The following is a 12,020-nucleotide window of genomic DNA, read 5'->3' on the forward strand; positions in this document are numbered from 1 at the left end:
CTTACAGGACTTAGTACATGTTCAAGCCTACCCCGAATCCGCCAGAGGCGGACCACGCTACCCCGCGAACCAAATCCAAAGCCAAGAAACACGACGAAGCCACCAATCGCGCCTTGGATTATTACCTGCGACCAAAACCGGAAAAGTCCGAAGAGGCGTCCCAACCGGACCAGCTCTTCACCGTCGCAAAAAACGCCGACAACGAATCCCTCCTCGCCAACCTCAGCGAAACCCTGGCGGCAGCTGATGCGATGGTCAGCAACCTGGCCTTCGACTTGGAAGGCCAGCGGCGCCATATCCTCCTAGGCATTCAGCAGTTGATTGAATTGAGTTCGTTGCTGGCGAATCGAGTGTTGGATAACGTTGATCCGCGATAGCGGGTAAATAGCAAAACCCGACACGTTGCGTCGGGTTTGCTTTATTAGTCTGACGGACAACACTCTATCGTCGCATGGTAGCGCAAGTGATCTAACGAGGACTGTAGAATTCGAGAGATTGTGCGGATCGAAAAGTGGATGTCCATATTTGATAATTTCCGCACAATCGGATGTATATTGAGTATCAAAAGCGCTCAATTAATCAAGCGTTCTCTCGTAGGAGCTTCTTCTCTATTTCAAGCCTTACTGATTTCAGGATTAAATTAATTTTATCCTCTACGGTGTCGTCCGATAAACTCCTTGCTTGGTTAAATTCTCTCCACATGTTTATTGATTTTTCTGAGAATTCCCAAGAAGAACTTTCAATAGGTCTCGTTTTGCAAAGGTATAGATAGTTGCTGATTGTATTCGCGCAAACATTTTCAAATTGAAACGCTTCACTTAACCTGGTGTCAAAAATCTTTCCCCATATAGCAGAGCTTTCAAGAGAGATGGCTTCTAGATCCGCTCTTGCTGCTTTCATTTTTGAAAGAGCATATTCATAAATATTTTTTTAATAATCGTTTTGCTCGTGCACCCAATGCTCGGACTCGTTTTGTCTTGAAGCAGAGTCTGCAAACTGCCATAAGTCCACTAACTCAATACGGTATCTTTGTATAATCACGGCCATCTTTCGCGCTAACTCGTGATCAGAGGCTGCACCAATTTCTATTTTCCAGCGATTCAGACCTATTATCGCTAATGCCACCGCTACAACAGTTGCAGCGGATCCAAGAATTTCAAAAAAATCATGCACATTAGAAATGACAAAAAAATTGTTTGGTCTAATATTTGCACCCCATATTGCTCCTGAAATGAACAACAAAAAACAGCACGTCCATATTAATTTGTCGTTATGCATTTTCATTCCTTCAAAAGACCCGGATCTAAACGGGTTAAGAGCTCTAGTCGTTACAAGCTTCACTGCAGTTCGGATGAGGGGATCAAAAAATATCTTCTCCACTCAATAAAATTCTCGTTAATAAATTCTCAAGCGCACTTAACGCGATAACCAATTACTAACCAGCTTTTTTGCCATTTCCGCGTCCACTAAGTGCGCGGAATGAGGCCTCGCGCGAATGATAGCCCGCAGTTCATCCGGTATAATGCAGTCGAATGTGAAAGCTACCTTAATGCCGTGACCTAAATTCAGCTCTCGTTTCATAGCCGTCACGACATTGAAGCACCCCATGCAAATATGCCCGGTTGATTTCCAAGCTGGACTATACGAGCTTGGCAAGTGGGTATGGAAACTAATTTTTCCTTTGGTATAATTGATAACTTCAAATTTTGAGCGCCCACATATAGGGCATCGCCACGTGTCCACAAGTGCTGCCCACATTCGAGCGCATCCCGGCAGCGACTGTATAATAGCTAAGAAATTTAAAGGCGGTTTACCACCTGCACGCTGTCTTTCCGTGCGCCAACGGCTGTAGTTTGCGGAGTGTTTAACAGTGTTTTTCGCCATTTCACGAGCGAGCGCTTCGCCACTAACCAATTCCAGTCCGTTATATCTCTGGAATCCATTCGAGAGAGTAGGCACAGGAATTGTTTCGCCTTGATATCCTTCGTACCAATAATCTTGTAGCACCGCTGCTTTAGCCACTTCGTACACTAAGTTCATCCGCGCAACGTAAGCCGGGCGAACAAGATCCCAAAGCTCTAAAACTTTCGTTTCATCTATACTATGCGGGGTGTGCTCGCGAACGATAATGAAGTGACGAATTTGTCCGATGGAGAACGATTGCCACTCGACTTTACGCCCCGTATTCGAGATCACCTTCTTTGCAGCAGCATCGGCATTATTACAATCCTCGCAAATCAAAACCGGAGGATAAGCTGAAAACGCTGGTGCCATTCGCTCAACTAGTGCCAACCCAGTGCTTGTAGGTTTGTCGGTACCGCTCACAACAAATACTTTATTGAAGGCAGCCTTCAGTGCATCAGCCATATGATCGTGATGCTCGACTAGTTTCGCTAGTATTTGCCCTTTACCGCCAACTCTGGAGATCTCGAACTTTCCTCGATCACAGCAAGGACACTTCCAATACTGTGCGGTTTCAACCCAATTTCTATTCATCTCGAATAGGTCAATTCCATGACATGCTCGGATCTTTCTCGACAACGGCGATTCGACTCCATCAAGCGAATCTATCGAGCTATCAGTGATCCCTTCAATTGCCAATCTTAGGGCAATATCCCTTCTTTCTTGAATGACTTCTGAAGAGAGCTCATTCTGCTTGGCCCATACCGCCAAGGCATATTTAGGCCCCTGAATTAGATTTGTTTTGTCTTCCGATATTCCTTCATAGTCCGCCACAAAAAACTCCTGTCGACATTTATCCGAAATTCTTGCACCCGGCTTAATGTCCGTACACCTTAAACTGCGATAAGTCGTAATTTGAAACACACCCGACAGACCCTGTTCATCAACATGCTCTGCGCCTTGTCCAAAAAGGCTAAAAAATACGCAGAACGGGCAACCCATTCATGAAAAAAAGAGAGCAACGGGCCTATAGTCTCCTTTCCTATTGAACGAAAGCGAGTTCCCAGGCCACTTTCAATCGAAATTTTGAGCATAAAAAAACGGGCCTGCATTCCCACGCAGCCCGTTTTTTCATCACCTAATCAGCTCAAAACGCCGGCAAAACCGCCCCTTTGTACTTCTCAAGAATAAAAGCCTTCACTTCCGGCGTATGCAGCGCCGCCACCAGCTTCTTCATCGCCTCGCTGTCCTTGTCATCCGGACGGGCCACCAAGATGTTCACATAAGGCGAGTCGTTACCTTCGATCACCAACGCATCCTTGGAAGGATCAAGCTTGGCCTCCAACGCATAGTTGGTATTGATCAACGCCAGATCCACCTGGGTCAGCACCCGCGGAATGGTCGCCGCTTCCAGCTCACGGAATTTCAGATCCTTTGGATTCTCGGTGATGTCCTTGGTGGTGGACAGGATGTTGCCCGAGTCCTTCAACTTGATCACCCCAGCCTTCGCCAGCAACAACAGCGCACGGCCGCCGTTGGTGGCGTCGTTCGGGATCACCACGTTGGCGCCGCCCGGCAGTTCGGTCAGTGCCTTGTACTTGCTGGAATACGCGCCCAGGGGTTCCAGGTGCACACCGGCCACGCTCACCAGGTTCGTGCCCTTGGCCTTGTTGAACTCATCCAGGTACGGCTGGTGCTGGAAGAAGTTGGCGTCCAGGCGCTTTTCCGCCACCTGTACGTTGGGCTGGATGTAGTCGGTGAAGACTTTGACCTTGAGGTCCACGCCTTCCTTCGCCAAGGCCGGTTTAACGAACTCGAGGATTTCCGCGTGCGGCACCGGCGTGGCCGCGACGGTCAGGGTGTCGGCGGCGTGGGCGGAAAACGCTGCGGCGGCAGCGAAGGCAACCAGTAGTTTTTTCATTCAGCTAACTCCTTTTGGGGCGCCTGCTCTCGGCGCCTGCCAGCGAATGGCCGGCTCATGTTTATTGGCCCGAGGCCTTATTTTCTAGAGAAATGCACAACCAGTTTGTCGCCCACGGTCTGTAGGACTTGCACCAGCACCAGCAGCAACACCACCGTGACCACCATAACGTCGGTCTGGAAACGCTGGTAGCCGAAGCGGATCGCCAGATCGCCCAGACCACCGGCGCCGACTACACCGGCCATGGCCGTGTAGGACACCAGCGTAATCGCTGTCACCGTAATCGCGGCAAAAATGCCCGGGCGGGCTTCTGGCAGCAAGGCGTTAACGATGATCTGCCTTGTGGTCGCGCCCATGGCTTGGGTGGCTTCGATGATGCCGCGATCCACTTCGCGCAGGGCGGTTTCCACCAGGCGGGCGAAGAACGGTGTCGCGCCGACCACCAGTGGTGGGATCGCGCCGGCCACGCCCAAGGAGGTGCCGGTGATCAACACCGTGAACGGAATCATCACGATCAACAGGATGATGAACGGCAGCGAACGCAGGATGTTCACGATCAGCGACAGCAGCGCATAAACGCCGCGGGCTTCGAGCAACTGGCGCGGGCTGCACAGGAACAGCAGCACGCCCAGGGGCAAGCCGAGCAGCACGGTGAACAGCAGCGAGCCGAACAGCATCAGGAAGGTGTCGCCGGTGGCCAGCCAGATTTCCAGCCAGTCGACGTTTGCAAAAAATTCCATCAGCGCAGCACCTCCATGTGGACATCGGCCGCGGTGAAGCGGGCAAACGCCGCCTCCATGTCACCGCCGGTGATGGCGAGGGTCAGTTGCCCGTAGGGGGTGTCTTTGATGCGGTCGATGCGACCGGCCAGGATGCTGTAGTCCACACCGGTTTCCCGGGCGACGGTGCCGAGCAATGGCGCGTAGGTCGCGTCGCCTTGGAACGTGAGACGCACGATGCGTCCTGGGACGTGGGCGAAATCGTCGCGCTGTTCGCTTTCGTCGATCTGCTCGTCTTCCTGGACGAAACGCTTGGTGGTCGGGTGCTTCGGATGCAGGAACACCTCGGCCACCGGGCCTTGCTCGACGATCACGCCGGCGTCCATCACGGCCACTTGGTCGCAAACGCGGCGGATCACGTCCATTTCATGGGTGATCAGCACGATGGTCAGCTTCAGCTCGCGGTTGATCTCTGCCAGCAGTTGCAGCACCGAGGCGGTGGTCTGCGGGTCGAGGGCGCTGGTGGCCTCGTCGCACAGCAGGATCTTGGGTTTGGTCGCCAGGGCGCGGGCGATGCCGACGCGCTGCTTCTGGCCGCCGGACAGCTGCGCCGGGTATTTGCGGGCGTGGTCGGACAGCCCTACCCGCGCCAGCAACTCGGCGACGCGGCGGTCGATGTCACTACGGGACAACTCGCCGGCCAGGGTCAGCGGCAGTGCCACGTTGTCGGCCACGGTCTTGGACGCCAGCAGGTTGAAGTGCTGGAAGATCATCCCGACTTGCTGGCGGAAGCGGCGCAGGCCGCTGGCGTCCAGGGCGGTGACTTCTTCGCCGTCGACAATGATCTTGCCGCCCGTGGAATCTTCCAGGCGATTGATCAGGCGCAGCAGGGTACTTTTTCCTGCACCGGAATGGCCAATCAGGCCGAAGACCTGACCGTTCTCAATCGTCAGACTGGTCGGATGCAGGGCGGGGATATCCCTACCGGCAACCCGGTAGGTTTTATGGACGTTTTGAAACTCGATCACGTAGCGAACCTTGTGGGGCGCGTTGGAAAAGGATCAGCGGTTAGCCGGGCGCGCATTTTAGCCTGTCCGTATAGAGGTTCTTAGCATTTATTTGCGATCGGACCAGTCATTTGGCAATAACGCGATCAAAGGCCATAAAAAAGGAACACAGCCAAACGGCATGGGTCACTCATTAAGCCACTCCAAATGCCCGGGTCCTGCACCTGCGGCATCGAACTCAAGAGTCCTGGCCACAGCGAGGAACGCAAAGAGGAGTCATGCCTGATGAGTATCAACAAGCCCACGGTCGACAAGAGCCAGCTGGCCGGGACCGACACCCTGGACCGCGGTAACACCAACGCCAAGCTCGAAAGCCTGGAACAGTTTCGCTCCGACGCCACCGAGCAGGCGCTGCGCACCAACCAGGGCGTGAAGATCGCCGATAACCAGAACACCTTGCGCGCCGGCCCACGCGGGCCCTCGTTGCTGGAAGATTTCATCATGCGTGAGAAAATCACGCACTTTGACCATGAGCGCATCCCGGAGCGCATCGTTCACGCCCGCGGCACCGGTGCCCATGGCTACTTTCAGGCCTATGAATCCCATGCGGCCCTGACCAAGGCTGGTTTCCTACAAGACCCGAGTAAAAAGACGCCAGTGTTCGTGCGCTTTTCCACCGTGCAAGGTCCACGGGGTTCCGGTGACACCGTGCGGGACGTGCGCGGCTTTGCAGTGAAGTTCTTCACCGACGAAGGCAACTTCGACCTGGTGGGCAACAACATGCCGGTGTTTTTCATTCAGGACGCGGTGAAGTTTCCAGACTTTGTCCACGCGGTAAAACCCGAGCCCCATAACGAAATTCCTACGGGCGGCTCGGCCCACGACACGTTCTGGGATTTCGTCTCGCTGGTGCCGGAATCGGCCCACATGGTGATCTGGGCGATGTCTGACCGGGCCATTCCAAAAAGCCTACGCACGATGCAGGGCTTTGGGGTGCACACCTTCCGTATGATCAATGCGGAAGGCCGCAGTAGCTTCGTCAAGTTTCATTGGCGACCCAAGGCCGGGACCTGTTCCCTGGTGTGGGACGAAGCCCAGAAACTCGCGGGCAAGGACACCGATTACCACCGTCGCGACCTGTGGGAATCCATTGAGATGGGCGACTACCCGGAATGGGAGTTCGGCGTGCAGATCGTTGCCGAGGAGGACGAGCACAAATTCGACTTCGACCTACTTGACCCGACCAAGATCATTCCCGAAGAACTTGTGCCTATCACCCCGTTGGGCAAGATGGTGCTGAACCGCAACCCGGACAACTTCTTCGCCGAAGTCGAGCAAATCGCCTTCTGCCCTGGGCACATCGTGCCGGGCATCGACTTTTCCAACGACCCGCTGCTGCAAGGCCGGCTGTTTTCCTACACCGATACGCAGATCAGCCGACTCGGCGGGCCGAACTTTCATGAGCTGCCAATCAACCGTGCGATTACGCCCGTGCACAACGGCCAGCGTGACGCGATGCACCGCACCACCATCGATAAGGGGCGTGCGTCCTACGAGCCGAACTCCATCGATGGCGGCTGGCCAAAAGAAACCCCGCCCGGCCCACAGGACGGCGGCTTCGAAAGTTACCCAGAGCGTATCGATGCCTACAAGATCCGCCAACGCAGCGATTCGTTCGCCGATCATTTCTCCCAGGCGCGGCTGTTCTACAAGAGCATGAGCCCCCACGAAAAAGAGCACATCATCGCCGCCTACAGCTTCGAGCTGGGCAAGGTCGAACGTGAGTTCATCCGGGCGCGGCAGGTCAATGAGATCCTGGCCAACATCGATTTGGAACTGGCCGGGCGGGTAGCGAAAAACCTCGGCTTGCCGGCACCGACCGCTGGAACTGTCGATGTTCCGACGCCATCGCTGGAGCAATCCCCGGCCTTGAGCCAGGCGAACCTGCTGTCCGGCGACATCAAGACGCGCAAAGTGGCGGTGTTGGTGGCCAACGGTGTCGATGGCGCAATCATCGATACGCTCAAGCAGGCTCTGGAGGCTGAGGGCGCCCACGCCAAAGTGCTAGGGCCGACTTCTGCGCCGGTCACCACGGCCGATGGGAAAACCCTGGCGGTGGATGCGTCCATGGAAGGCTTGCCGTCGATTGCCTTTGACGCGGTGTTCGTGCCCGGTGGCGCGGAGTCGATCAAGGCCTTGAGTCGCGACGGCGTGGCGTTGCATTACGTGTTGGAGGCCTACAAGCATTTGAAAGCCATCGGCCTTCATGGTGAGGCCCGGCAGTTGTTGGTGGATTTGAAGCTGGAGGTGGATTCGGGGTTGATCGAAGATGCGGATGCGAGCGGTTTTTCGCGGTTTTTCGCGGCGATTGCTCAGCATCGGGTTTGGGCGCGGGAGCCCAAGGCGAAGGCGGTTCCGGCTTGATGGCTGCCTGAAAGAAGCTTGTTGCTAGTAGGGACGCCTTCGCGAGCAGGCTCGCTCCCACATGAGATTTTGTGATCGACACAAAACCACTGTGGGAGCGAGCTTGCTCCGGGCGGCGTTCCGACGATGCTTTTAGGGCTTACGCGGTGTCAACACAACCTGCGCCGGCACACTGCGCAAAATCTGCTTTTGCAGTTTCAACTCAAACCCCGGATCCAGTTTCTTGACCCGCTTGCTCAGCAACGTCGCCAACCACGGATAATCATCGGTACGCGGCGCCTGGATGCTGACGTCGCACTGATAATTCACCACATCGGCGGCGATAGCGTCCAATTGCCGACGCATTTGCTGGATATCGGCTATGTTGAGCGCAACGGTAGTGCTGGGTGCGCTCGGGTCGATCACCTTGGCGACCGGTTTGGCTTCGGCGGCCTTGAGGTCGGCCTCGGCTTTTTCCAGGTCAGCCTTGCGGGCTTCGGCGATGGCGCTGTTGACCTCGCCAGTGAGCGCTGGGGCCTTGGGCATCAACGCTCGGGCACGGCTCAGGGCGGTGGCGGCGGCGTTGACATCGCCTTTTTGCAGGTCGATCTGGCTGCGGCGCAGGTACGCCTCGGCCAATTGCCGCTGGTAGGGTTCCAGCGTCGGGTCTTCGGGCGACTGGGCTTGCAAGGCGGCCAACTGGCCTTCAGCGGTGGCCAGCTCATTGCTGGCCAGGCTTTGTTCGAGCTGCGCGATGGCCGGGCCCCGCGTATCGGGGGCCTGGGTGACCGGCGGAGTACTCTGGCACGCGCCCAGCAGCAGGGAAAATGCGACAAGGAGCAGATAACGGGAGGCGAACGGCTTCATTCCTGCGACTCTCTATTTGCGCAAAAAGCGAGCAAGTCTACACCCCTCGACGGGGCAGGACAAAACTCAGCAGAAACAACGCAGCGGCGCTGACCACGATCGACGGGCCGGCCGGGGTGTCCTTGAACCAGGAAAGGGCCAGGCCGCCGCACACCGCGAGCATGCCCAGCAGGCTCGCACCCAAGGCCATTTGCTCGGGCGAGCGGGCGTGACGCTGTGCCGCAGCCGCCGGAATGATCAGCAATGACGTAATCAGCAACACACCGACAATCTTCATCGCCACGGCGATGACCACCGCAATCAACAGCATCAGCGCCAAGCGCAGGCTGACCACCGGCAAACCCTCGACCCGCGCCAGTTCTTCATGGACGGTGACCGCCAGCAACGGTCGCCACAGCGCCACCAGCAGCAGCAACACCGCCGCGCTGCCGCCCAGGATCCAGGCAAGGTCCGTCGGACTGATCGCCAGCAGGTCGCCAAACAGATAGGCCATCAGGTCGATCCGCACGTCGCGCATGAAGCTCAGCACCACCAGCCCGAGGGACAACGTGCTCGGCGCGAGGATGCCCAGCAGCGTGTCGGACGCCAGTGGCTGGCGCTGTTGCAGGGTGACCAGCACCACCGCCAGCAACAGGCAGCCAACGGTCACCGCGATGGCCGGGCTGACATCCAGCAGAAACCCCAGGGCCACGCCCAGCAGTGCCGCGTGGGACAAGGTGTCGCCAAAATAGGCCATGCGCCGCCAGACCACGAACGAACCCAGCGGACCGGCGACCAGGGCGAGTGCCAAGCCTGCGAGCAGGGCGTACAACAGAAAATCAGCCATGCTTGCAGCCGTCTCCATGAACATGTTTGGAAGCAGAAGGGGCGCTGACCACCGAGCCATGTAGGTCGTGGGCGTGGTCATGGTGGTGGTGATAAATCGCCAGGCTTTGTGCGTTCTTTCCGAACAACTCGACGAAGGCCGGATCGCCGCTGACCTGCTCGGGGTGCCCGGAGCAGCAGACGTGGCGGTTGAGGCAGACCACCTGGTCGGTGGTGCTCATCACCAGGTGCAAATCGTGGGAGACCATCAGCACGCCGCAGCCATGGCGGTCGCGCAGGCGGGTGATCAGGCTGTACAGCTCGGCCTGCCCTGCCACGTCGACGCCTTGCACCGGCTCATCGAGCACCAACAATTCGGGTTCGCGCAGCAAGGCGCGGGCCAGCAGCACGCGTTGCATCTCGCCACCGGACACACTTTGCACCGGGCTGTCGATCACCTGTTCGGCGCCGACCTCGTTGAGCGCAGCCAAGGCCCGGGCGCGGTCCACCCCAGGCACCAGGCGCAGGAAACGCAGCACCGACAGTGGCAGCGTCGGGTCGACGTGGAGTTTTTGCGGCATGTAGCCGACGCGCAACCTGGGCTTGCGCCAGACACTGCCACTGTCGGGCTTGAGCAAACCCAGCACGGCGCGCACCAGGGTGGTCTTGCCGGCGCCGTTGGGGCCGATCAAGGTCACGATCTGCCCCGGCTCGACGCTCAGGTGAATGTTGTCCAGCACGTTCTGCCCGGCGAACGTCACGGCCACCTGCTCGAGGCGGATCAGCGCGTTGCTCATCAGGCCCCCTGGCAGCCGGAGCAGAGGCCGACGACTTCGACGGTCTGGGTGTCGACGACGAAGCCGACTTCCCTGGCGCTGGCGACGATGGCATCGCTGATGGATTTCTGTTCCAGCTCGATGGCGGCGTGGCATTCGCGGCAAATCAGGAATTGGCCTTGGTGGGCGTGCTCCGGATGGTTGCAGCCGACGAAGGCGTTGAGCGACGAAATCCGATGCACCAGGCCGTTTTCCAAGAGGAAGTCCAGCGCCCGATAGACGGTTGGCGGCGCGGCGCGGCGGCCGTCCTGCTCGCTGAGCACCGCGAGGATGTCGTAGGCGCCCAGTGGCTTATGGCTTTGCCAGACCAATTCCAGGACGCGCCGCCGCAGGGCGGTCAGGCGCAACCCTTGGCGCGCGCAGATGGCGTCGGCCTCGGACAGCGCGCTGTGCACGCAGTGGGAGTGATCGTGGGGACGACTGGCAAGGGGTGTAATAGGCATGGGCAGCGACGAGTTTAGTGAGAGACGTTATTATGTTACCCGTTCTCGCCTCTACGAGTGGTCATCGTGTCCCGATTTTTTTCGCTCTTTGTCGCTTTTGTCGCAAGTTTTCTACTGATCGGCCCGGCCCAGGCCGACGTCAAGGTCCTCACCAGCATCAAGCCGCTGCAACTGATCGCCGCCGCCGTGCAGGACGGCGTGGCCGTTCCGGAAGTGTTGCTGCCCCCGGGGGCTTCGCCGCATCACTACGCGTTGCGGCCCTCCGATGTACGCAAGGTGCAGTCGGTGGACCTGCTGTACTGGATTGGGCCGGACATGGAAGGTTTCCTACCGCGCGTGTTGAACGGTCGTACCCTGCCCTCCGTTGCGGTGCAGGAGCTGCCCGGGCTCAAGTTGCGTCACTTCGCCCAGGACAGCGCGTCCCACGAGGATCATGACCATGATGAAGGCGACGATCACGATCACGACCATCGCCCCGGCACCGTGGACGCCCACCTGTGGCTGTCGCCGCACAATGCGCGGGTGATCGCCGCCAGGATGGCGGCTGACCTGAGCGCGGCGGATCCAGCGAATGCGGCCCGCTATCAAAACAACCTCAAGGGCTTCAACCAGCGCCTCGATGCCTTGGACACGCGCCTCAAGACGCGCCTGGCCGGGGTTGCGGGCAAGCCGTACTTCGTCTTCCACGAGGCGTTCGATTATTTCGAAGACAACTACGGCCTCAAGCACGCCGGGGTGTTCGCCGTGGCCGCCGAAGTCCAGCCCGGCGCCCAGCACGTGGCGGCGATGCGCACGCGCTTACAGGCGGTGGGCAAGACCTGCGTCTTCAGCGAACCGCCCCTGCGCCCGCGCCTGGCCGAAACCCTGGTGGCCGGGTTGCCGGTGAAGCTGGCGGAGCTGGATGCACTGGGCGGCTATACCCCGGCGACGGCGCAGGGGTATGAGCAGTTGTTGGAAAAGTTGGGGAATGATTTGGCGGGGTGCCTGGAGGCGTTATAACCCCACTGCTCTTGTGGCGAGGGAGCTTGCTCCCGCTGGGCCGCGAAGCGGCCCTAAAAATCTTGCGGTCGCTGCGCAACCGAGCGGGAGCAAGCTCCCTCGCCACAAAGGCATTCAGA

12 protein-coding genes are annotated in these 12,020 nt (G+C 58.0%); 3 read left to right on the forward strand and 9 right to left on the reverse strand.

Annotated elements, in window-relative coordinates; translation table 11 throughout:
* The first annotated feature begins 17 nt into the window (after window positions 1-17).
* The gene (locus HU767_RS03065; protein WP_186728478.1) at window positions 18-377 is read left to right on the forward strand and encodes a DUF6124 family protein; all 360 of its coding nucleotides are present in this window, start codon (window positions 18-20) and stop codon (window positions 375-377) included.
* 553 nt (window positions 378-930) lie between these two features.
* Here HU767_RS03065 and HU767_RS03070 read toward each other — a convergent pair.
* From HU767_RS03070 to HU767_RS03090, 5 genes are all read right to left on the reverse strand, one after another.
* Window positions 931-1,278 carry a hypothetical protein gene (locus tag HU767_RS03070; RefSeq protein WP_186728479.1) on the reverse strand — a complete coding sequence of 116 codons (348 nt, stop codon included), beginning with the start codon at window positions 1,276-1,278 and terminating at the stop codon, window positions 931-933.
* A 138-nt stretch (window positions 1,279-1,416) separates the two neighbouring features.
* Window positions 1,417-2,736, reverse strand: coding sequence for a hypothetical protein (locus HU767_RS03075; protein ID WP_186728480.1), 1,320 nt, complete (start codon window positions 2,734-2,736; stop codon window positions 1,417-1,419).
* Window positions 2,737-3,049: 313 nt separating this feature from the next.
* Entirely contained in the window at window positions 3,050-3,823 is a 774-nt protein-coding gene (locus tag HU767_RS03080; RefSeq protein WP_186706439.1) for a MetQ/NlpA family ABC transporter substrate-binding protein, read from the reverse strand.
* 77 nt (window positions 3,824-3,900) lie between these two features.
* A complete protein-coding gene (locus HU767_RS03085) occupies window positions 3,901-4,563 on the reverse strand; it encodes a methionine ABC transporter permease (RefSeq protein ID WP_030139002.1) in 663 nt (220 codons plus the stop codon).
* Window positions 4,563-5,570: a methionine ABC transporter ATP-binding protein gene (locus HU767_RS03090; protein WP_186706437.1), complete on the reverse strand. Its 1,008-nt coding sequence runs from the start codon at window positions 5,568-5,570 to the stop codon at window positions 4,563-4,565. Before HU767_RS03090 ends, HU767_RS03085 begins: the two co-directional genes overlap by 1 nt.
* Before the next feature lie 186 nt (window positions 5,571-5,756).
* Between HU767_RS03090 and katE the strand changes: the two genes are divergently transcribed.
* Window positions 5,757-7,973, forward strand: coding sequence for a catalase HPII (gene katE / locus HU767_RS03095; RefSeq protein WP_272971831.1), 2,217 nt, complete (start codon window positions 5,757-5,759; stop codon window positions 7,971-7,973).
* A 132-nt stretch (window positions 7,974-8,105) separates the two neighbouring features.
* Here katE and HU767_RS03100 read toward each other — a convergent pair whose 3' ends face one another.
* The 4 genes from HU767_RS03100 to zur are packed head-to-tail and all read right to left on the reverse strand — an operon-like array spanning window position 8,106 to window position 10,902.
* The gene (locus tag HU767_RS03100) at window positions 8,106-8,819 is read right to left on the reverse strand and encodes a PA5502 family lipoprotein (protein WP_186728482.1); all 714 of its coding nucleotides are present in this window, start codon (window positions 8,817-8,819) and stop codon (window positions 8,106-8,108) included.
* 37 nt (window positions 8,820-8,856) lie between these two features.
* Window positions 8,857-9,645 (reverse strand): zinc ABC transporter permease subunit ZnuB, encoded by a 789-nt coding sequence (gene znuB, locus HU767_RS03105; RefSeq protein ID WP_186728483.1) that lies wholly within the window; start codon window positions 9,643-9,645, stop codon window positions 8,857-8,859.
* Window positions 9,638-10,420 carry a zinc ABC transporter ATP-binding protein ZnuC gene (gene znuC / locus HU767_RS03110; RefSeq protein ID WP_186728484.1) on the reverse strand — a complete coding sequence of 261 codons (783 nt, stop codon included), beginning with the start codon at window positions 10,418-10,420 and terminating at the stop codon, window positions 9,638-9,640. The genes znuB and znuC overlap by 8 nt, the downstream gene beginning before the upstream one ends.
* A complete protein-coding gene (gene zur / locus HU767_RS03115) occupies window positions 10,420-10,902 on the reverse strand; it encodes a zinc uptake transcriptional repressor Zur (protein WP_186706433.1) in 483 nt (160 codons plus the stop codon). The genes znuC and zur overlap by 1 nt, the downstream gene beginning before the upstream one ends.
* 66 nt (window positions 10,903-10,968) lie before the next feature.
* Between zur and znuA the strand changes: the two genes are divergently transcribed.
* On the forward strand, window positions 10,969-11,901 hold the full coding sequence (znuA, locus tag HU767_RS03120; protein ID WP_186728485.1) for a zinc ABC transporter substrate-binding protein ZnuA: 933 nt from the start codon (window positions 10,969-10,971) through the stop codon (window positions 11,899-11,901).
* Window positions 11,902-12,020: the final 119 nt, after the last annotated feature.

This window comes from Pseudomonas sp. SWRI179 (assembly GCF_014268705.1).
Taxonomy (GTDB): Bacteria; Pseudomonadota; Gammaproteobacteria; order Pseudomonadales; family Pseudomonadaceae; genus Aquipseudomonas; species Aquipseudomonas zanjanensis.

What these genes read in the sequence shown, in the direction of transcription:
- HU767_RS03065 (WP_186728478.1), top strand. Translation starts at nt 18, where the DNA reads ATGTTCAAGCCTACCCCGAATCCGCCAGAGGCGGACCACGCTACCCCG.
- HU767_RS03070 (WP_186728479.1), bottom strand. Translation starts at nt 1,278, where the DNA reads ATGCATAACGACAAATTAATATGGACGTGCTGTTTTTTGTTGTTCATT.
- HU767_RS03080 (WP_186706439.1), bottom strand. Translation starts at nt 3,823, where the DNA reads ATGAAAAAACTACTGGTTGCCTTCGCTGCCGCCGCAGCGTTTTCCGCC.
- HU767_RS03085 (WP_030139002.1), bottom strand. Translation starts at nt 4,563, where the DNA reads ATGGAATTTTTTGCAAACGTCGACTGGCTGGAAATCTGGCTGGCCACC.
- katE (WP_272971831.1), top strand. Translation starts at nt 5,757, where the DNA reads ATGCCCGGGTCCTGCACCTGCGGCATCGAACTCAAGAGTCCTGGCCAC.
- HU767_RS03100 (WP_186728482.1), bottom strand. Translation starts at nt 8,819, where the DNA reads ATGAAGCCGTTCGCCTCCCGTTATCTGCTCCTTGTCGCATTTTCCCTG.
- znuB (WP_186728483.1), bottom strand. Translation starts at nt 9,645, where the DNA reads ATGGCTGATTTTCTGTTGTACGCCCTGCTCGCAGGCTTGGCACTCGCC.
- znuC (WP_186728484.1), bottom strand. Translation starts at nt 10,420, where the DNA reads ATGAGCAACGCGCTGATCCGCCTCGAGCAGGTGGCCGTGACGTTCGCC.
- zur (WP_186706433.1), bottom strand. Translation starts at nt 10,902, where the DNA reads ATGCCTATTACACCCCTTGCCAGTCGTCCCCACGATCACTCCCACTGC.